This is a genomic window from Streptacidiphilus sp. BW17 (assembly GCF_041262485.1).
GTDB lineage: Bacteria > Actinomycetota > Actinomycetes > Streptomycetales > Streptomycetaceae > Streptacidiphilus.
In genome coordinates this window covers 1-20,243 of sequence record NZ_JBGCCR010000026.1, presented here as the reverse complement: position 1 = coordinate 20,243, position 20,243 = coordinate 1, and the positions used below count along the sequence as shown (strand labels likewise).

At 70.7% G+C, this 20,243-nt stretch carries 19 protein-coding genes; 7 read left to right on the top strand and 12 right to left on the bottom strand.

The genetic code is table 11. The annotated features are described in order from the left end of the window. From ABH940_RS26640 to ssd, 7 genes are all read right to left on the bottom strand, one after another. Window positions 1–366 (bottom strand): Rv3654c family TadE-like protein, encoded by a 366-nt coding sequence (locus ABH940_RS26640; RefSeq protein ID WP_370067179.1) that lies wholly within the window; start codon window positions 364–366, stop codon window positions 1–3. A 26-nt stretch (window positions 367–392) separates the two neighbouring features. Beyond that, complete coding sequence (locus ABH940_RS26635) at window positions 393–755, bottom strand: TadE family type IV pilus minor pilin (protein WP_370067176.1); 363 nt, start codon at window positions 753–755, stop codon at window positions 393–395. A gap of 28 nt (window positions 756–783) precedes the next feature. Beyond that, window positions 784–1,014, bottom strand: coding sequence for a DUF4244 domain-containing protein (locus ABH940_RS26630; protein WP_370106344.1), 231 nt, complete (start codon window positions 1,012–1,014; stop codon window positions 784–786). Window positions 1,015–1,283: 269 nt separating this feature from the next. After that, window positions 1,284–1,883 carry a type II secretion system F family protein gene (locus ABH940_RS26625; protein WP_370067572.1) on the bottom strand — a complete coding sequence of 200 codons (600 nt, stop codon included), beginning with the start codon at window positions 1,881–1,883 and terminating at the stop codon, window positions 1,284–1,286. A gap of 218 nt (window positions 1,884–2,101) precedes the next feature. Beyond that, window positions 2,102–2,986, bottom strand: a complete 885-nt coding sequence (locus ABH940_RS26620) for a type II secretion system F family protein (RefSeq protein WP_370106343.1) — start codon at window positions 2,984–2,986, stop codon at window positions 2,102–2,104. After that, on the bottom strand, window positions 2,983–4,227 hold the full coding sequence (locus ABH940_RS26615) for a TadA family conjugal transfer-associated ATPase (protein ID WP_370067170.1): 1,245 nt from the start codon (window positions 4,225–4,227) through the stop codon (window positions 2,983–2,985). Before ABH940_RS26615 ends, ABH940_RS26620 begins: the two co-directional genes overlap by 4 nt. Beyond that, window positions 4,224–5,474 (bottom strand): septum site-determining protein Ssd, encoded by a 1,251-nt coding sequence (gene ssd, locus ABH940_RS26610; protein WP_370067168.1) that lies wholly within the window; start codon window positions 5,472–5,474, stop codon window positions 4,224–4,226. The genes ABH940_RS26615 and ssd overlap by 4 nt, the downstream gene beginning before the upstream one ends. Window positions 5,475–6,195: 721 nt before the next feature. Here ssd and ABH940_RS26605 point away from each other — a divergent pair. Further along, on the top strand, window positions 6,196–7,041 hold the full coding sequence (locus ABH940_RS26605; protein WP_370067570.1) for an HAD family hydrolase: 846 nt from the start codon (window positions 6,196–6,198) through the stop codon (window positions 7,039–7,041). A gap of 355 nt (window positions 7,042–7,396) precedes the next feature. Here ABH940_RS26605 and ABH940_RS26600 read toward each other — a convergent pair whose 3' ends face one another. Continuing rightward, window positions 7,397–8,326 (bottom strand): oxidoreductase, encoded by a 930-nt coding sequence (locus ABH940_RS26600; protein WP_370067166.1) that lies wholly within the window; start codon window positions 8,324–8,326, stop codon window positions 7,397–7,399. 233 nt (window positions 8,327–8,559) lie between these two features. Here ABH940_RS26600 and ABH940_RS26595 point away from each other — a divergent pair, with 233 nt between their 5' ends. The 6 genes from ABH940_RS26595 (at window position 8,560) to ABH940_RS26570 (ending at window position 15,718) form a co-directional block, all read left to right on the top strand. Continuing rightward, on the top strand, window positions 8,560–9,555 hold the full coding sequence (locus ABH940_RS26595) for an ATP-binding protein (protein ID WP_370067164.1): 996 nt from the start codon (window positions 8,560–8,562) through the stop codon (window positions 9,553–9,555). 248 nt (window positions 9,556–9,803) lie between these two features. Next, entirely contained in the window at window positions 9,804–10,466 is a 663-nt protein-coding gene (locus ABH940_RS26590) for a carbonic anhydrase (RefSeq protein WP_370067161.1), read from the top strand. A gap of 190 nt (window positions 10,467–10,656) precedes the next feature. Next, on the top strand, window positions 10,657–12,615 hold the full coding sequence (gene acs, locus ABH940_RS26585; RefSeq protein WP_370067159.1) for an acetate--CoA ligase: 1,959 nt from the start codon (window positions 10,657–10,659) through the stop codon (window positions 12,613–12,615). A gap of 198 nt (window positions 12,616–12,813) precedes the next feature. Beyond that, window positions 12,814–14,073, top strand: coding sequence for a Na+/H+ antiporter NhaA (nhaA, locus tag ABH940_RS26580; RefSeq protein ID WP_370067157.1), 1,260 nt, complete (start codon window positions 12,814–12,816; stop codon window positions 14,071–14,073). Window positions 14,074–14,174: 101 nt separating this feature from the next. Beyond that, the gene (locus tag ABH940_RS26575) at window positions 14,175–14,621 is read left to right on the top strand and encodes a phage holin family protein (RefSeq protein WP_370067155.1); all 447 of its coding nucleotides are present in this window, start codon (window positions 14,175–14,177) and stop codon (window positions 14,619–14,621) included. A gap of 164 nt (window positions 14,622–14,785) precedes the next feature. Next, window positions 14,786–15,718, top strand: coding sequence for an alpha/beta fold hydrolase (locus tag ABH940_RS26570; protein ID WP_370067153.1), 933 nt, complete (start codon window positions 14,786–14,788; stop codon window positions 15,716–15,718). 475 nt (window positions 15,719–16,193) lie between these two features. Here the strand turns inward: ABH940_RS26570 and ABH940_RS26565 are convergent, their stop codons facing one another. The 4 genes from ABH940_RS26565 to nth form a co-directional block, all read right to left on the bottom strand. Next, window positions 16,194–16,892, bottom strand: coding sequence for a metal-dependent hydrolase (locus tag ABH940_RS26565; protein WP_370067151.1), 699 nt, complete (start codon window positions 16,890–16,892; stop codon window positions 16,194–16,196). Between the two features lie 175 nt (window positions 16,893–17,067). Continuing rightward, window positions 17,068–18,246 carry a MarP family serine protease gene (locus tag ABH940_RS26560; protein ID WP_370106342.1) on the bottom strand — a complete coding sequence of 393 codons (1,179 nt, stop codon included), beginning with the start codon at window positions 18,244–18,246 and terminating at the stop codon, window positions 17,068–17,070. A 135-nt stretch (window positions 18,247–18,381) separates the two neighbouring features. Then, entirely contained in the window at window positions 18,382–19,152 is a 771-nt protein-coding gene (locus tag ABH940_RS26555; protein ID WP_370067147.1) for a CoA pyrophosphatase, read from the bottom strand. After that, window positions 19,149–20,021, bottom strand: coding sequence for an endonuclease III (gene nth, locus ABH940_RS26550; RefSeq protein ID WP_370067145.1), 873 nt, complete (start codon window positions 20,019–20,021; stop codon window positions 19,149–19,151). Before nth ends, ABH940_RS26555 begins: the two co-directional genes overlap by 4 nt. Window positions 20,022–20,243: the final 222 nt, after the last annotated feature.

Genomic DNA, 20,243 nt, shown 5'->3' with positions numbered 1-20,243 from the left:
TCACATGGGCACCATGACCGGACCTGCCCGGGCGCGACCGACGGCCGGAGGCAGTCCCGGCACGAAGTCCACCGGTGCGGGCACCGAGACCTCGACCTCCACACTGTCCTCGCTCGCGTCCGCCCGGATCACGCAGGAACGGAGCCTCGCCCCCTGGGCCGAGGCAATAGAGCCAGCATGCGCGCAGGCGCCTCCCGGATCGAGCAGCAGCCGCCCGGCCGCGGCGAGTGCGGCCAGGTCGGCGGCCGCCTCGGCACGATGGCGCGCAGCCACCGCACCGGCGATGCCGAGCGCAGCGGTGGCGGCCAGGGTGAGCAGCAGCGTCAGCCCGAGGAGCCAGACAGTCGCCGACCCACGGTCCCGCACCCTCACCCCCGTCCGGCGTGCTCGCATCACCGGCTGCCTCCCCTCGCACCCGTCAGCGCCGGCTCGCCGGGCTCCCGCTCGGCGACGGCCGTGGCCGAGACCCGGAACGAGAGCAACCCGCCCGGGCCACTGCTGACGGCGGAGACCTCCGCACGCACCATGTCGCCCGCCTCGCTGACAGCCACCGATGCTCCCGGCGGTGCCGCCGCCTGACCCAGCGCGACGGCCTGGGGGTCTCCGCGGGCAGCCGCGCGAGCCGCCTCGCGGGCCGCGTCGACACACCGGACCTGCGCGGAGCCGACCAGCACCGCCCAGAGCAGCAGTGCCGCGATCAGCACCAGGCCGGGTAGGGCCACCGCTGTCTCGGCAGTGGCGTATCCGGCCTCCACTGCCTGCGATCGGCCGCACGCCCACGCTTCAGACGGCACCGAGAGCTCGCCGGATCAGGCCCTGCAGGGCCGAGGAGACCGCCCCGCTCGTGACGATCTTGTAGAGCAAGGCGGCGAAACCGCAGGCAGCCACCGTTCCGACCGCGTACTCAGCGGTCGTCATGCCCGCGTCCGGAGCGCGGCGGCGCAGCCGACAGCGGATCAGGTGCAGGGTGTGCAGCGCCCAGACCTGGGCCACGCAGAGCGCGAACCAGAGCAAGGCCCGGCAGCGCCTCGCGAACAGCCGAACCATCGGCGCCGGCCGTGGCGTCGTTGGCCGAGCGAAGGGCCTGCCCGTGGCGCGGACTTCGGGTGAGGTGGTCATGGTCCCCTCCGGGTGTGTTGCGGGTGTGCGGTGTGTTGCGGGTGCCCGATGAGTTGTGTGCGGTGAGTTGTGGGCGGGCCAGTGGTGCGTTGCATGCAGGTGATGCGTCGGGTGGATCGGACGACCGCTGCGTGAGCCGTGGTCGCGCGCGAGTGGGCCGCCGATCAAATGCGGCTCAGGAAGCTCCCGGCGAGGCCCGTGACCACGGGCACGACGCCCACCAGGACGAAGGCGGGAAGGAAGCAGAGCCCGAGCGGTGCCGTCGCCAGCACCCCTGCCCTGCGGACACGTGCCTGGGCCTCGCGCGCGGCCGCAGCTCGCGCCGCATCCGCCAGTCGGGCCAGGCCGGCGGCAGGCGGCGCGCCGCTGGCTGCAGCACGGGCGAGGCAGCGGCCCAGCGGCGCCAGCGCCGGCTCGACCGTGCCCAGCCGTTCCCAGCAGGCCTCCGGGTCCGCGCCCATGGACAGTTCCGTGGCCGCCGCGGCCAATCGGCCGGCCATGGGCTGGGGTATTGCCTTCGCCACGGCTGCGGTGGCCGCGTCCGGCGGGCACCACGACGAGAGGCACCCCGCCAGCAGGTCTGCGGCAAGGGGAACTTGTTCACGCAGCGCGATCGCCTCCCGGCGCTGTCGCTGTTGCGTGCGGTTCGGCGGCGTGGGCAGCCAGCGCAGGCCGGCCGACGCAAGGACGACTCCGAGCATCCACCCGGCCATCCCACCGACCAGCAGCGCCGCCCCCAGGCCGACCACGCCGGAAGCCAGCATGGGCACCGGCCGCTCCCGGTGACGCACCGTCACTACCCGTGCAGACTCAGGGTCCCTGAGGTTGTCGCCTGCTGTGACCTGCCCGACCCCGGTCACGCTGGGAGAGAGTCCAACAGAGCGGACTCGCCGTCGGACCCGTCGTTGCCGCCGGCGTAGGCCGACCGCGACCAGCGTGGCCGTCAACCCGCTGAACAGGGCAGCGAGTGTCACCACCCCGCTCATACAGTGAACTCCGCGCTGTGCGCGATTCTGGCCGTCCAGACGAGGCCCGCAGCTTCGAGGGCCGCGCCCAGCGTCAGGCAGAACAGACCAGGCCCCGTGTGCAGGAGCACGCGTACCGGGTCCGCACCGAGGGCCGCTCCCAGCACGATCCCGAAGAGCGGTAGCAGGGCCAGCAGGACCGCCGTCGAACGCGGACCGGCGAGTTCGGCCCGAACGCTCTCCCGCAGCGCGCGTTCGGCGCGCAGGCCCTCCGCGACCCGGTCCAGCCCGTCGGCAAGCCCGGCGCCGCTGGCCGAGGACACCTGCCAACACGCGGCCGCCCCTGCGGCACCCTCCGCACCGGGCAGTTCGGCCAGATGAATCAGCGCGGCCTCGACCGAGCCGCCGAAGCGAACAGCCGCCAGCAACCCGGTGAAGTCCAACACGTCGCCGTGCGGCACACCCTCGAACGCCATCTCCACCGCCTGGTGGGCTGTTGCCCCGGTGCGCAACTCCCCGGCGAGTGCGGCGCAGAGTTCCACCACGGCCGCTCTCCGGCGCTCGCAGAGGAGTTGTTCGCGCCTCCTGCGGCGCAACCGAAGCACCGGCCAGACCGCGGCGGCACCGATGAACACCGGGACGGGCGATGCCGTCACCCAGGCCACCGCGCCGCTCAAGGGCACCAGCAGCATCTCGACCGGAAGTCTCCGCCTCGCCCACCGGAACGCTCGCCGGAAGCGGCCCGCAGGAACGACCGCCGCATGCGGATAGAGCCGGCACTGTCGTTGCCTGGCCTCGTCGCGTCGAGCCAGCCACCAGGCGCAGCCGCCCAGCAGACACATCACCAGGACCGATGCCGCCGTGTGGAGTGCCGACCAGCTCGACCAGGGCTCGCTGTTCACCGCGTGCCGCCCTTGCCGCCGTCGGACCAGGGTGCACGCAGCCCACCACAGCGCTCCGAGAGCTGATCCCAACCCGGTCCCGGCTGCGCGGGGCCGGCATGCGGGAAGCTGACAGCGGGGACGGAGGTCACCCATCCCTCCGGGCTTCGGCTCGGCACGCAGACCTCGGCCACGCGTCGCTGGCCGCCGGGCCCACGCACCAGGTGGATCACTGCATCAAGCGCCGACCCGAGCTGGCTGTGGACGGCGTCCCGGCCGAGTCCCGCCGTCGCCGCGAGCGCTTCGAGCCGCGCCGGCACGTCCTCGGCGGCATTGGCGTGGACCGTGCCGCACCCGCCCTCGTGCCCTGTGTTGAGCGCGGCAAGCAGGTCCAGCACCTCCGCACCGCGCACCTCGCCGACGACCAGTCGGTCGGGGCGCATGCGCAGGGCCTGGCGGACCAGGTCACGCAGTCCGACGCCACCGGCGCCCTCCTGGTTCGGCGGACGGCCCTCGAGCCGGACCACATGCGGGTGGTCGGGAAGCAGTTCGGCGGAGTCCTCCACCACTACCAACCGCTCCTGCGCCGGAACCAGGCCGAGCAGCGCCGCGAGCAACGTCGTCTTTCCGGTACCCGTCCCGCCCGAGATCACGAAAGCCAGGCGGTTGTGCACCAGCGCCCGGAGCAGACCGGCTCCCCAGGCCGTGAGCGATCCCGCTGTCGCAAGCTCCTCCAGGGTGAACGGACGGGCCCGGCTGACGCGGAGCGAGATCAGGGTGCATCCGACCGCGACGGGCGGGAGCACCGCGTGCAACCGGACCCCCTGCGGCAACCGGGCGTCCGTCCACGGGCGCGCGTCGTCAAGGCGGCGGCCCGCCGTGTGGGCGAGGCGCTGGGCCAGTCGCCGGACGGCCGCCTCGTCCGGGAAGCGCACCTCACGGGCCCGCTGGAGACCGTAACCACGGTCGACCCAGACCTCACGCGGCCCGTTGACCAGGACGTCGGTGACCTGAGGGTCGGTCAGCAGTGCTTCCAGCGGGCCCGCTCCGACCATCTCGGCGCGCAGTTCCCTGACGATCTCCAGGACTTCGGTGTCGCCGTACGGGCGTCCTTGGGCCCGCAGCGCGGCCGCGACTCCCGCCGTGGTCGGAGCGACACCGGCCTCCGCGAGACGGAGCCGAACGGCGTCGAGCAATGTGGCGGAGGCGACGGTCCTGCTGGCCGTCGTGGCAGTGCGGGACCCGGTCGTGTGCCTGCTCATGCCGCCACTCCCTCGTCGTCGATGCCGCCTCGCCGACCACCGTCGCCGTGGGTCGTGCCCTTGCCACCGGTCGCCTTGCCGCCGCCGGACCTTGTGGCCCTGTGCGCGCCGCGAGCGGAGTCCGCCCGGCCGGAGCCCAGGCCTGCGCCCGCCAGAGCCTCCGTCAGAAACGCCGTACAGAACCGGCCGAGCGGACCCTTGGGCCGAGCCCCCGGGGGCCGTCCGCACTCCAGGTCCGCGGTCAGGCCCGGCTCCGGTCCGAGCTCGCCCGCCAGCGGAAGCCGCAGCCCACGGGCCACCTCCTCACCCGTCATCCCGCTCGGGGAGGGACCACGGACGACCGCGCGCAGATCCGAGAGGCGCATGCCCACCGAAGCAGCGACGCGGCTGGACGCCGCCATCGCGCGCAGCTCACCGGGAACCACCAGCAGCCCAAGATCGGCCTGCTCCAGGGCCTCGGCCGCCGCCGCGTCGATCCGCCGCGGCAGGTCCAGGACGACCACGCCCCCGCGCCTTCGCGCCGCCCCGAGGACCGTGCGCACGGCCTCGACCGGGATCGTGAGCCTGTCGCCACGGTCCCAACTGAGCGCGGCCAACCGGTGCACCCGCGGCAGGGACTGTTCCAACTCGACCGCATTGACCCGCCCACGTGACGCGGCCAGGTCCGGCCATCGCAAGCCGACGGCCTCCTCGCCGCCGAGCAACACGTCCAGCCCGCCACCCAACGGATCGACGTCGACGAGCACGGTGCGTCGGCCCTCACGCGCGGCGGTGACCGCAAGGGCGCAGGCCAGGGTCGACGCGCCCGCGCCACCGCGCCCGCCGAGGACCGCCACCGTCAGGGCCGGAGCACCAGCCCCCTCGGCCGCGTCGGCCACCCGGTCGAGCAACCAGGGCTCGCAGTCCGGGAGGAAGACGACCTGCTCGGCGCCGAGCGAGACGGCCTTCTGCCAGACCCCGCCGTCGTCCAGATCGGAACCGACCAGCACCACGCCAGGGCGGCGGGACACGGCCGACATCCGCTCGGCGACATCCACACCGACGAGGACGAGAGGCGCCGACTCCCATACCTGGCGCGGCGGCGGGGCACCGCAGACCACCTGCGGCTCGGCCCCTGCGGCAGCACAGAGCTTGAGCAGAGCCTCGATCAACTCGTCGTCCTCCGTGACGATCAGCGGCCCGCGAGAACCTGCACCGACAGCGTCGTAAGGCTCCGCGACGTGCGAGGCAGCGGGCTCGGCGGCCACCGCGGGCTCCGACCGGTCCAAGGGCCCCGAAGAGGCTCCGGAGGTCAGCCCGGAAGGCGGTTCTGCAGGTGGCTCGGCGGACGGCCCTACGGGCGGCAGTGCGTCCATGACGACTCCCTCGTGCGACGTGCTGGGAACGCCGGTTGCGGCGTGGATTCAGCGTGCTGGGAATTCGCAGGAGGCGCGTGGTCCGGTTGGCAATCTGTGGACAACCAAGGGGGTGTGGAAAACTCGGCCACTCTGGAGGCTGAGTTATATGTCAGGAAGTTGACTAGGAAGTGCCTGACGCCCTGCGCGACCACAACACCACCACTGTGGTAAAGCACCGTGACGAAGTCGCTGGGACTTCTTACAAATGCGAGGATGGATCGCGTTCCGTTCAGACCGGAACGGGTAAGCCCGGTATGGGCATCGACGCGGTTCCCGGTAGGCCGTCAGGAGCCCGATCCCGCCGAACCGCGGCAGCACGGGCATCAACGCAGGTGACAGCAGCTCTGCGGCGGGAAAATCCCCCAGGAACACCGGCCGACGAAATGGGCCGGGACGTGCGACGACCCCCGCCGGGGGGGAGAGCGGGGGTCGTCCTCCACAGCCCGACTCGGGGGGGGAGGAGTCGAGCTGGGTTAGCACGGTCGCGAACGATCCGTGACTTCCATGGTGTACCCGAAGGCCTTCTCAAGCAAACCCACGCGCCATGCCTTGACCCGAATGGTTGCCACATATCCTCGACGTCGTGGAAAACCACTCGCAGCCGCGCCGTCCGACCCGTCAAGCCGCCTTCTTCGACCTGGACAAGACCGTGATCGCCAAGTCCAGCGCCCTCGCCTTCAGCGGACCGCTGTACCGCGGCGGACTGATCAACCGCAGGGCGGTGCTCAAGAGCGCCTACGCTCAGTTCGTCTTCCTGGCCGGCGGCGCCGACCACGACCAGATGGAGAAGATGCGCCAGTACCTCTCGTCGCTGGCTCGCGGCTGGAACGTGGCCCAGGTACGGGAGATCGTTGCCGAGACACTGCACGATCTGATCGACCCGTTGATCTACGACGAGGCTGCCTCGCTGATCGAGGAGCACCACGCGGCCGGGCGGGACGTGGTGATCGTCAGCAGTTCCGGCTCCGAACTGGTAGAGCCCATCGGCGAGATGCTCGGCGCGGACCATGTGATCGCCACCCGGATGGCCGAGGAGGACGGCTGCTACACGGGAGAGATCGACTTCTACGCCTACGCCGCGAACAAGGCCGTGGCGATCCGCGCACTGGCCGAGACCGAGGGCTACGACCTGGAGCGCAGCTACGCCTACAGCGACTCCGCCACCGACCTTCCCCTGTTGGAAGCGGTTGGCAATCCCTTCGCGGTCAACCCGGACCGCGCACTTCGGCGAGAGGCGAACGCTCGCGGCTGGCCGGTCCTCGTGTTCAACCGCCCGGTCCAGCTGCGGGAGCGCAGCGCCTCCCTCGCGGTGACCAGCAGGCCGGTCCTCGCCGCGGCGGCGTTCGGGGCAGCGGTCACGGCGGCGGGTCTGGTCTGGTACGCCGCACGGCGCTCCGGCCGCACGGACGGTTCGTGACCGCGCCCGTTTCCCCGCCGCTCACAAGCCGAAGGTAAAGAACTGGGCCCCCGGGTTCCGCTTCGGTGTGATCCGCGCTACAAATGAGGTACGGCCCGCGAGACCAGATGGCTAACCTCAGACGGCGACGTTGAAAGGACCCATCGAGCGTCAGGCCACACGGACCGCGCACAGCCTCCGGGCACCCACGTGCAGCCGACCCACGATCTGGGCCGCCGCACCCGGCGAACGGGCACAGCTCCCCGCCGGATGGGCAAAGACAAGGCGCACGCATGGTCACTTGGACCCTGTGCCAGCGGCGGCATCCGAGGATGCCGCCGCAACCCTGTGCGGGCCCGGTGGTTGTCGAGGCCCGTTACGCCATCCCCCGCTGCATGGCCTCGCAGACCGCCGTGCTCTCGCGCACGCCGAGTCGCAACGCCTGGGCGCAGTGGATGATCCAGGCGGCCATGCCCTCGCCGGTGCCCGAGGCGTAGCCGGCCAGCGCGGCGCGGTAGGCGTCGGTGCCGAGTTCGGCCAGGCCGACCTCCATCGGGCAGATCGCCTTCGGGTCCAGACCCTCCGCGATCAGCACGATCCGCTGTGCGGCACGCGCCACCAGCCCGTTCACGCTCACAAAGGGCCGCAGGGTCATCAGTTCACCCTGGACCACGGCGGCCACGACGAGAGCCGGAGCCGTTCGCTCGTTCGGGTGTTTCGTGCCACCGCGGCTGGCCAAGAGTTGCGCCAAGGTGTCCAATCGTGCCGAGACCTCGGCGACTGGGGGCGCCGGAGGCAGCGAGAAGTCGGACAGCGGCGGCACGTCGGGCCGCGTCTCGGGCTTCTCGGTCGCGACCACCTGGTGTCGGAACAGCTCCTCGGAGGGCTCTCCGTTCTGCCGTGGTCGACCCACGGCGGTGCCGGTCGCGTCGCCGACCGCCAACAGGTGCAGGCGGGCCAACACCTGGAGCGGCGAGTGCCGCCAGGTGCCGAGCAGTTGTCCCGCCTCGACGCCCAGCCGAAGCGCGCCACCGACAAGGCGCGCCTCAGGGTCCTGACCGTAGTCGGTGCGCCGACGCACCTCCTCCAGCGGCCAGTCCGCGCCCTCCAGCGCGGCCGACGCACGGGCGCCGCGCAACGCGGCCTCGGAGGTGACCTCGTCGGCCCGGCGACGCATCACTCGGTGGCCGTAGAGACGGTCGACGGCCCGACGCGCCTCGGCGACGGCCTCGGCGACGCCCGGCAGCTCGCCCAGGGGCGCCAGCGGGTCTGCGGACCCGGAAGGTGAAGGGGTGCTCGTGCTCACCGAACTGACATTACGGAACGAGCGGGACTACTGAGCCCGCTTGGGGACGTGGGGTGCATCACCCGAAAGAGTCAAGGATCTGTGAAACCGGATCTCCGGGCATGAGCACGTCGCTACGATAGCCGCTATCGGTGACGATAACGGTTCCCAATAAGTCGGATGGCCTGGGCCGGTCGTCAGCCGCCTCCATCTGTGCTCACCGCACCTCGCACGCGCCTCCGACCGGAGCTCCCATGAAGATCGCTTTCGTCGGCAAGGGTGGCAGTGGCAAGACCACGCTGTCCTCGCTGTTCATCCGCCACCTGGCCACCGCCGGGAGCCCGGTGATCGCGGTGGATGCCGACGTCAACCAACATCTGGGCGCGGCCCTGGGGCTCAGCCAGGAGGAGTGCGCAGCGCTGCCCTCGCTGGGTGCCCAGATCCCGGCCATCAAGGAGTACCTGCGCGGACAGAACCCGCGCATTGCCGACGCGGCGTCAATGATCAAGACCACGCCGCCCGGTCGGGGGTCGCGGCTCCTGCGCATCGTCGAGGAGAACCCGATCTACCAGCTCTGTGCCCGCCCCGTCTCGGTGGACGGCGCCTCCCTCCGGCTGATGGCCACCGGCGCCTTCGAGGAGGAGGACCTCGGGGTCTCCTGCTACCACTCGAAGGTCGGCGCGGTGGAGCTCTGCCTCAACCACCTCGTCGACGGCCCCGGCGAGTACTGGGTGACCGACATGACCGCCGGCGCCGACTCGTTCGCCTCCGGCCTGTTCACCCGCTTCGACCAGACCTTCCTGGTCTGCGAGCCCACCCTGAAGGGCGTCTCGGTCTACCGCCAGTACCGGGACTACGCGGCCGACTACAGCGTCCGGCTGCACGTGATCGGCAACAAGGTCGAGCACGATGACGATCTGGCCTTCCTCCGCGAGGAGTTGGGCGACGCACTGGTCGCCGCTTTCCATCGCTCCACCTGGGTCCGGCGGACGGAACAGGGCCGCGCGCCGGCCTTCTCCGAGCTGGAGCCCGTCAATGCCGCCGTGCTGCGCACGCTGCAGGAGACCGCGGACGCCGCCCACGCCGAGCGCGACTGGGCCCGCTGGACCGCCCAGTCCGTCTCCTTCCACGTTCGCAATGCCGAGAGTTGGGGCAACGAAAAGACCGGCGCAGACCTGGCCGCGCAGGTGGACCCGGACTTCGTCCTCAGCGAGGAACTGCTCCCACTGCCGGAGCCGCTCGGGGTCTGAGCTGACGCTGCGCCCGCGAGCACCACAGGCGCTCGCACCTGCTCACACGGGTGAACTTGAGGCGCCGGAGCTGCAAGAAGGTAAAGGTTTCATTACTCTTCATTTACCGATTCTTGGCTCACTCGTGGCACACCCCGCCGCGCCGTCCTCACCCACAGGAGACGCGACCCATGCAGAGAACGCAGAACGCCGAGCCCCTCACACCTTGCCCGCTGTCCCCGCCGCCGGCATCGGTGCAGTCCCCACCGATGCCGGCGGAGACCGACTCCCTGACGGGGGTCCGAGACTTCCAGCAGCACACAGCTCCGCTGCTGCGCCCCGAGCTGGCCCGGCTCGCACAGGAGGGGCAGACGCCGTCACAGCTCTTCATCACCTGCGCGGACTCCCGCATGGTGCCGAACGTGATCACCAACAGCGGCCCCGGAGACCTGTTCACCGTCCGCAACATCGGCAACCTGGTCCCACCGACCACGGACGACAGCGTCTTCGCCGCAGTGGAGTACGCCGTTGACGTCCTGTCAGTCCGAGACATCGTGGTCTGCGGCCACTCGGGCTGCGGAGCGATGCAGTCGCTGCTCCACGGCGCGCACCGCAGGGACGGCCGCGCCGTCACTCCGCTGACCCGCTGGCTGCGCCATGGTCAGGACTCGCTGCACCGGGTGCGTCACCAGCCCGCCCGCTTCCACGGTCGGCCGCCGTCGACCGACCCGCTGGAGCGGCTGTGCCTCACCAATGTGGTCCAGCAGTTGGACAACCTGCGCGCCCATCCGAGCGTCACCCGCAAGACTGATTCGGGCGAACTCCGCCTGACCGGCCTCTACTTCGAACTGACCACGGCGCAGACCTATGTGTGGTCGCGGCGCAACCATGGATTCCGACCGGTCACACCACGTCTGGGCAGCGCCGCCTGACCGGACGACGGACGGAGGCGCGCTCCTCGTCAGCCCCGGATCCGGGCTGCGGTGGCCCCTGGTCCCTGGCTGCTCCGGGGCCACCCCAGGAAAGGTCTACACCAATTTTAGCCGGGGCCTTGTCAGCACCCCCATCGACCTGGTGAGCTGTCCCACGAAATCAGGACGAAACCCGATGAGGAGTGTTGCGTTGAGCAGCAATGAGAGCCTGGCGAACCTGCTCAAGGAGGAGCGGCGGTTCGCCCCTCCCGCAGCGCTCGCAGCAGCCGCCAACGTCACCGCCGACGCCTATGCCGAGGCCAAGGCCGACCGGCTGGGCTTCTGGGCCGAGCAGGCCCGACGGCTGAGCTGGGCCAAGCAGCCCACCGAGACCCTGGACTGGTCCAACCCTCCCTTCGCCAAGTGGTTCGCTGACGGCGAGCTCAACGTCGCCTACAACTGCGTGGACCGCCACGTCGAGGCCGGCCTGGGCGACCGGGTCGCGATCCACTTCGAGGGCGAGCCCGGCGACTCCCGCGCCATCACCTACGCCCAGCTCAAGGACGAGGTCTCCAAGGCGGCCAACGCACTGCTGGAGCTCGGCCTCGCCAAGGGCGACCGGGTGGCGATCTACATGCCGATGATCCCGGAGGCCGTCGTCGCAATGCTGGCCTGCGCCCGGATCGGCGCGCCGCACTCGGTGGTCTTCGGAGGCTTCTCCGCCGACGCCGTGGCGTCCCGGGTCCAGGACGCGGACGCCAAGCTCGTGATCACGGCCGACGGCGGCTACCGCCGCGGCAAGCCGGCCGCTCTCAAGCCGGCCATCGACGAGGCGCTGACGCAGTGCCCGCAGGTCGAGCACGTGCTGGTGGTGCGCCGCACCGGTCAGGAGACCTCGTGGACCGAGGGCCGGGACGTCTGGTGGCACGAGATCACGGAGCGTCAGTCCGCGGAGCACGCGCCCGAGGCGCACGCGGCCGAGCACCCGCTCTTCATCCTGTACACCTCGGGCACCACGGGTAAGCCCAAGGGCATCCTGCACACCACCGGTGGCTACCTGACCCAGGCCAGCTACACCCACAACGCCGTCTTCGACCTCAAGCCGGAGACCGACGTCTTCTGGTGCACCGCCGACATCGGCTGGGTCACCGGCCACTCGTACATCGTCTATGGGCCGCTCTCCAACGGCACCACCCAGGTCATGTACGAGGGCACCCCCGATACCCCGCACCAGGGCCGCTTCTGGGAGATCGTCCAGAAGTACGGGGTCACCATCCTCTACACCGCCCCCACCGCGATCCGCACCTTCATGAAGTGGGGCGACGACATTCCCACCAAGTTCGACCTGTCCTCGCTGCGGTTGCTGGGCAGCGTCGGCGAGCCGATCAACCCCGAGGCGTGGGTCTGGTACCGCGAGCACATCGGCGCCGGCCGCACCCCGATCGTGGACACCTGGTGGCAGACCGAGACCGGCGCCATGATGATCAGCCCGCTGCCGGGCGTGACCGAGACCAAGCCCGGTTCGGCCCAGGTGCCGCTGCCCGGCATCTCCGCCACCGTGGTCGACGACGACGCCAACGAGGTGCCGAACGGCTCCGGCGGCTACCTGGTACTGACGGAGCCCTGGCCGTCGATGCTCCGCACCATCTGGGGCGACGACCAGCGCTACCTCGACACCTACTGGTCCCGGTTCGAGGGCCGCTACTTCGCCGGTGACGGCGCCAAGAAGGACGAGGACGGCGACATCTGGCTGCTCGGCCGGGTCGACGACGTCATGCTGGTCTCCGGCCACAACATCTCGACCACCGAGGTTGAGTCGGCGCTGGTCTCGCACCCGCAGGTCGCCGAGGCAGCGGTCGTCGGTGCGGCCGACGCCACCACCGGCCAGGCCATCGTCGCCTTCGTCATCCTGCGCGGCACTGCGCAGGACTCCGAGGAGCTCGTCGCCGAGCTGCGCGACCACGTGGGCCGGGTGCTCGGCCCGATCGCCAAGCCGAAGCGCGTTCTGACGGTCAGCGAACTGCCGAAGACCCGCTCCGGCAAGATCATGCGCCGCCTGCTCCGCGACGTGGCCGAGAACCGTGCCGTGGGTGACGTCACGACCCTGGCGGACTCCACCGTCATGGATCTGATCCAGAGCAAGCTCCCCTCCGCACCGAGCGAGGACTGAGCCCCAGCTGGCCCCGGCACCGTCAGGTGCGCCCGGGCGCTGCGACCGTGACGAGCAGTCGCGGCCGTGGCGCCCGACGCCGCCCGTTGCTCCCGCCCGTTCGGCGAGTGACGGCCGCGCTTCTGTCGCATTTCCGTAGCATGTGACAACACAGCATGTGACAAAACGGATGAATGCGACAGAAGTGAGGTGCCCCGAGTGACGAGCGCCCCGCCACGGTCGCCGCGCCCGCAGTTCCTGGCCCGGCTGCCCCTGCCCGAGCGCGCGTTCCTCGCGGACGCCCTCCGGGCCGAGACGGTGGGCGGTGTCCTCCTGCTGATCGCCGCCGTGGCGGCACTCGTCTGGGCCAACGCCTGGCCTCACGCCTACGAGACGGTCCTCGAGTACACCGTCGGGCCCAGCAAACCGCTCCATCTGCACCTCCCGCTGGAGACCTGGGCCAACGACGGGTTGCTCTCCGTCTTCTTCTTCGTCGCCGGCATCGAGCTCAAGCGTGAGCTGGTCGTCGGGGAGCTCAGGGATCCTCGGGCTGCCGTGCTGCCGGTCGTCGCGGCCGTCTGCGGGGTGGCTCTGCCCGCGATCATCTACGCCCTCGCCAACTCCGGCTCGGGTGGCCACCCGGGCGGTTGGGCCATCCCCACCGCCACCGACATCGCCTTCGCCCTGGGCGTGCTGGCCGTCGTCGGGTCGCACCTACCGTCGGCCCTGCGGGCGTTCCTACTGACCCTGGCGGTGGTGGACGACCTGATCGCGATCCTGATCATCGCGATCTTCTACAGCTCGGGCATCAAGCTCTGGGCACTCGGCCTCTCGCTGCTGGGCCTGATCGCCTTCTACTTCCTCCACCGGGCCCGGGTGCACGGCTGGTACCTCTACGTACCGCTGGCGGTCGTGATCTGGGCGCTGATGCACGAGAGCGGCGTGCACGCCACCGTGGCCGGCGTCGCCATGGGTCTGATGCTGCGGGTCACCAAGGACCCGGGCGAGGAGCACTCCCCCGGCGAGCACGTCGAACATCTGGTCCGCCCCTACTCGGCCGGGTTCTGCGTGCCGGTGTTCGCGCTCCTCGCCGCGGGCGTCTCGGTCAGCGCGCACTCGCTGGTCCAGGTCTTCACCACCGCAGCCCCGCTGGGCGTGATGGCGGGCCTGATCCTGGGCAAGAGCCTCGGTGTCTTCGGCGGGACCTGGCTGGCCGCGCGGTTCACCCGGGCAGAGCTCAACCCGGAGCTGGAATGGGCGGACCTCTTCTCGATCTCGGTGCTGTCCGGGATCGGTTTCACCGTCTCACTGCTCATCTCGGAGCTGGCCTTCTCCGACAACGCCGACCTGGTGGAGCGTTCCAAGGCGGCAGTTCTGGTCGGTTCGCTGATCTGCGCCGTGGCAGCAGCCGTGTTGCTACGGGGGCGCAACCGCAAGTACCAGCGTCTCTGTGACGAAGAGGACGCCGAGACGGCGTAGTGTCCGGTGGTGACGTACCGTCGGGTAGCGGCATGATCTGATAGAGCAACAGCCAGCATCCGACGGCGACACGTCACAGGATCAGGATGAGGAGAAGCGACATGGCCGCTCCCGAGACCGGGACCGAGCGCACGGTGGGACAGCTGTTCGCTTCCGCGAGCGCCGATCTTTCGGCGTTGGTCCACGACGAGATCGCGCTCGCCAAGCAGGAGATCAAGAAGGACGTCATCCGGGGCGCGGCCGGCGGCACGGCGGGCGTGGTCGCGGCAGTGATCCTGCTGGCCTCGATCCCGATGTTCAGCTTCGCGGCGGCCTACGGGATCCACTCGAGCGGCCTCGGGCTGGTCTGGTGCTTCCTGATCACGGGCGGCGCCTTCGTCGTGATCGCGCTCATCGCGGCCTTCTTCGCGTACCGCGCGTTCCGGAAGCTCTCCCCGCCGGAGCGCACCATCGCGGGCGCCAAGGCCACCGTCGACGTGCTGAAGAGCGCCAAGCCGCACGCGGCTCCGGTGCCCCTTGGGGACGGCCACAAGGCGATCACGCGCTGACGTCGCTCGAACGGCCACGCAGACCGTGTCTTCTCCGCGGGTCTGACTTCTCCGCGGTTCCGGCCTCTCCGCGGTTCTGGCCTCTCCGGGAGGCTGACTTCTCCGGGGCTGACTCGTCCGGGCGGTTGACTCGTCCGAGCGGCAACGTGTGACACGCTCTACTCATGGCCTTCGACCCAGCCGTCTCCAGCTCCGATACCTTCGACCCGCGCATCGAGGGTCCGTGGACGCACCGTGACGTCGCCGCCAACGGCGCCCGGTTCCACATCGCCGAGGCGGGCGAGGGACCGCTGGTCCTGCTGGTCCACGGCTGGCCGCAGTTCTGGTGGGCCTGGCGGCATCAACTGACCGCGCTGGCCGACGCCGGGTACCGGGCGGTCGCGGTGGACCTGCGGGGCGTCGGCGGCAGCGACCGCACCCCGCGCGGCTACGACCCGTCCAACATGGCGCTGGACCTCACCGGGGTGATCCGGTCGCTCGGCGCGCACGACGCGACCCTGGTCGGACACGACTGGGGCGGCTTCCTGGCCTGGACGGCGGCGGCGATGCGCCCGGCACTCGTCCGACGGCTCGTGGCGGTCTCCAGCGCCCACCCACGCCGCCTCCGGCGCGCACTGCTGACCGACCGACGCCAGATCATGGCCGCGGAGCACCTGCTCGGCTTCCAGCGGCCGTGGGTGCCCGAGCGACAGCTGGCCGCCGACGACGCGGCCCTGGTCGGACAGTACCTGACCGAGTGGAGCGCTCCGGGCCACGAGCCCGACAAGGAGGAGCTGATCGCCTACCGGCAGGCGATCATGCTGTCGAACTCGCGGCACTGCTCGATCGAGCCCTACCGCTGGCTGATGCGTTCCATGGGCCGACCGGACGGCCTGCAGTTCTCCCGGCGCATGAACCGGACGCTGCACGTGCCCACCCTGCACGTGCACGGCGCGGACGACCCGGTGCTGCTGGCCGGCACGGCTGCGGGCTCGGCCGCGTACGTCGACGCGCCGTACACCTGGCAGGTGCTCGACGGGGTCGGCCACTACCCGCACGAGGAGGCCCCGGAGGTCTTCAACGAGCTGTTGTTGGGCTGGCTCAAGGAGTCGGTGTAGTCGGACCGACCTCGACCGACCGACCTCGACCGGCCAACTGTGACAGATCGACCGCGATTGGTCGCGCCCGGTGCGACAGTCCGTCAGTATGTGAATACGCCTCGCGCATAGGCCGATTGGAACCTTTGCTCGGGGTTACCGACCAAGCGGTGCGGGCATCGTGGCTTTATGAGCTGGATGCACGACCGCGCCCTCGCGCCCCGAAACCGTCGCCGCTCGCAGCAACGCTCCGCGGTGACCGGCCCAGCCGGAATCGCCGACGGGGCCGCCGCCGCTCATGTTCCGGACACAGCAACGGAAGTGACGCTGCTGGAGCCTGCCGGCCACGTCGGGATCCCACGTATCCTCGGCCGCCGCGCCCGCTGGGTGACCTCCCGCCTGCGGCAACGCTGACTGCGGAGGTCGCCCCAGGCTGGACAAGCCAGGAAAGCCGGGCAAGCCGAGATGGCCAGGCTGGCCGCGCGCCGACGGTGCGTCAGAGTGAGTGCGGCGACAGGGCGGTGAACCAGAGCAGCGCGATGGTGCCGACTCCCATCAGCGGCACCAGGATCTCGGTTTCCAGCTTGTTGCCGCTGCTCTTGATGATCTCGATCTCGTAGCGCGTCTTCAGCGGCCAGAGCCAGGGGGCGCCCATCTTCGTGATGGAGTCTCCGAGCAGGTGGGCGACGCAGCCCAGGCCGACCGCATAGGGGAGCCAACCCGGCGCCGAGGGAATGAACTTGTCGATCACGCCGGTGCCGATCGCGGCCATGGCCACGATCGTGCCCCAGGCGTTGAAGCCGTGGCCGGGCGGGCAGAGGTTGAGCGCGCGGATGGCCATCGCCAACAGGAAGAACGTCATGCCCAGCGTGAAGTCGCGGCCGAGGTAGGTCACACCGGCCCACGTCCCGGCGGTCATCAGCGCCACGAAGAAGATCGAGTGGGTGGCGTGCCGGTGGCCGCCCGAGATCCAGGCGACGAAGCGGCAGAGCGTCTTGCTGATCGGGCCAAGGAAGTTGGCAATGGTGCCGTCGTGGTGGTCCAGGTCGGGCAGGAGCGCGGCGCCCGCGCAGAGCACCGTGCCCATCAGGATCTCCTGCGGCTGCAGATGAGCGTGCATCACCAGGGGCGGCAGGTAGGGGGCGGTGGCCGCGAAGAGCAGTGCCCCGCTCACCGCGTGCGAGTGGCCCATCATGACTGTTCGTCCTCCCCAAGCCGCGCAGTCTTCGCTGCGCGTCGCCGCCCTCGGCTGACGCCTTCTCACGCCCGCCCGCGCCCGACCGTACCAGGAAGATCGGACAGGGCCGAGGGTCCACCTGATCAGGGCTCAGCGGACATGCGGCGCCCCGCCTCGAGGGGCCACGACCTCATCAGAGCGCGCAGGACTCCGTGTTGACCGACGAGGTCAGGTCCTCGCCCTGGAGCGCGTCGGACTGGACCTCGTCGGCGGTGAGCGCGTAGCCGGTCTGCACGTCGTCCAGGGACTTGGCGAAGACCACGCCGTAGACCTCGCCGTCCGGAGTGAGCAGCGGCCCACCGGAGTTGCCCTGACGGACCGTCGAACGGATCGAGTAGACGTCGCGGCTCACCGTGCCACGGTGGTAGATGTCCGGGCCGTTGGCCTGGATCCGGCCACGGATGCGGGCGGCCTGGACGTTGAACGGACCGTTCTCCGGGAAGCCGGCGACGATGGCGTCCACGCCGGAGTCGGCGCTGCCGGCGAAGGTGAGCGAGGGCGCGTTGAGCCCGGGGACGTCCAGGATGGCGATGTCACGCTGCCAGTCGTAGAGAACGACGTGCGCGTCGTAGGTGCGGTTGCCCAGGCGGACCGTGGAGGTGGTCACGCCGCCGACGACATGGGCGTTGGTCATGACCCGCTCCGGGGCGTAGACAAAGCCGGTGCCCTCGATCTCCTTGCCGCAGGAAGGGGCGGTACCAAGGACCTTGACGATGCTCTGGCGCGCGGTTCGGACGCCCGTGCTGTTGACCAGGCGCGGGTCCGGAGCCGGGACGTCGGTGATCGGCTCGGTCTGGAACGGGTCGAAGACCTGCGGGAACCCGTTGCGGGCCAGCGTCGCGGTGAAGTTGGAGAACCAGGAGGGCGCGTCGGCAGGCAGTACGTCCTGGACCGTGGCGAGCACCTTGGACGTCCGCACCTGGTGGGCGACGGTGGGCAGGGAGGTGCCCGCCAGCGCCGACCCTATGAGCCAGGCGACCAGCAGCATGGCGACCACGTTGACCATCGAGCCACCGACGGCGTCGGGAACGCGGGCCCGGCTGCGGCCGATCCTGCCACGCAGCTTCCAGCCCCAGTGCGTGGTGAAGGCCTGGCCGCAGGCGGCGAAGACGATCACCACCACGACCGCGACGACCGAGGAGACGACGCCGGGCGAGAGGTGGGTGAGCAACTGCGGCAGCAACTGCACGGCGAGCACGCCGCCGCCGAGGAAGCCCAGGACGGAGAGGACGCCCACGACGAAGCCCTGGCGGTAGCCGCTCACAGCGAATCCGACGGCGGCCAGGAGCAGCAGGACATCAAGGACGTTCACCCGGCTACCTTGCCATGCGTGACGAATGGAGCGCAGGCCCCTCCCCAGCCTGTGGACAACTCGTGACCCCCATGAGACCTGTGCCGGGCTGGGGCCGCCGCCGCCCCCGAGCCGGCCCCCGCGCCCGACGACGGGTCAGTGACCTCCGAGGGGCGTCCCCTGCTCCAGGGCGCGAGCACGCGCCTGCTCCTCCGGTGAGGCGAAGAGCGAGGCGTCGCCGAGCTCGACCTCCTGGCCGTTGTCCCACGGACGTTCCCAGCCCGCGTGGTGGAGCAGGCGGTCGATGACGCCTGCGGTGAAGCCCCAGATCACATGACCGTCGATCCGGAACGCCGGGCCGCGGAAGCCGCTGGGATGCCGGAGCCGGGCCCGGTTGGCCGGGTCGACCAGCCGTGCGACCGGGACCCGGAACACCTCGGCGACCTCGCCCTCGTCCACCGGCGCGACCGGGACGGGGGTGTGCCACCAGCCGAGCACCGGCGTGACGACGAAGTCGCTCACCGGGATGTAGAGGTCCGGCAGCACCCCGAAGACCTGCACGCCCGACGGATCGAGGCCGGTCTCCTCCCAAGCCTCGCGCAGCGCGGCGCGGATCCGGCCCTCCCCGGCCGGGTCACCGTCCTCGGGGTCGAGTGCGCCTCCGGGGAACGAGGGCTGTCCCGCATGCGAACGGAGCCGCCTGGCGCGCTCGATCAGCAACAGGTCCGGGCCGCTGCCCGGTTGCGGTTGCTCACCGAAGAGCACCAGGACCGCCGAGCGACGGCCACCCTGCTCCGGCGGCAGGAACCGGCTCAGCTGCGTCGGCTCGATCCGCTCCGCGACGTCGCGGACGGGGACCAGCCACTCCGGGATGCCCTCCCGCTCGACCTTCGCGGATGCCCCGGGGCCGGTCCAGGTGCCGCTCACGCAACCACCTCGGCGGCGCTGTCGGCGGCGGGACCGCCATGGGCCGCCGCACGGGCAGCCGCCTCGCCGGGGTAGTCGGACGGCGGCCTGAGCCGCTGGCCGGGCTGGCCGCCCTTCTCGTACTTGAGCAGCTTCTCGGCCTTCACCGGGTCGGTCTCGCCCGTGCCATAGGAGGGGCAGAGCTGGGCGATCGGGCATGCCCCGCAGGCGGGCTTCCGGGCGTGGCAGATCCGGCGGCCGTGGAAGACCACGCGGTGCGACAGCATGGTCCACTCGCTCTTCTCGACGAGCTCACCGACCTCCTGCTCGACCTTGACCGGGTCCTCGGAGGTGGTCCAGCCGAACCGCAGGGCCAGCCGCCCGAAGTGGGTGTCGACAGTGATGCCGGGGACGCCGAAGGCGTTGCCCAGAACGACGTTCGCCGTCTTGCGCCCGACGCCCGGCAGCGTCACCAGGTCCTCCAGACGACCGGGCACCTCGCCGCCGAAGTTGTCGCGCAGCGCGGCGGAGAGGCCGAGCAACGACTTGGCCTTGTTACGGAAGAAGCCGGTCGGGCGGATCAGCTCCTCCATCTCCTCGGGGTTCGCGCCCGCCATCGCCTCCGGCGTCGGGTACTTGGCGAAGAGCGCGGGCGTGGTCTGGTTCACCCGCAGGTCCGTCGTCTGCGCGGAGAGGACGGTCGCCACCAGGAGTTGGAAGGGGCTGTCGAAGTCCAGTTCGGGGTGCGCGTACGGATACACGTCCGCCAACGCCCGGTTGATCCTCCTCGCTGCCCGCACTTTCGCCAGATGCGTTGTCGGGAACGGTGCCTTCTTGAACCCCGGCCCACCGGCAGCGCCAGCGGTCACGGACACGCCACTCTTCGCCATACCCGCCAGAGTACGACCCCGCACCGACGCCCATGGGCAAGGTCGGACAGCATCACCTTGAGGCCCTCACCACGATCCGGTGGTCCACGCTGCCCCGCGCCTGGGCTGAGGCTGCGGCAGTGTCAAATGACGGTCCAGGTGTCGTGGCCGGTGAGGAGGGCTTCGAGGTCGCCGGGGCCCTGGGTGGCGACGGCCTGGTCGAGTTGCTGGTTGAGTTGCCGG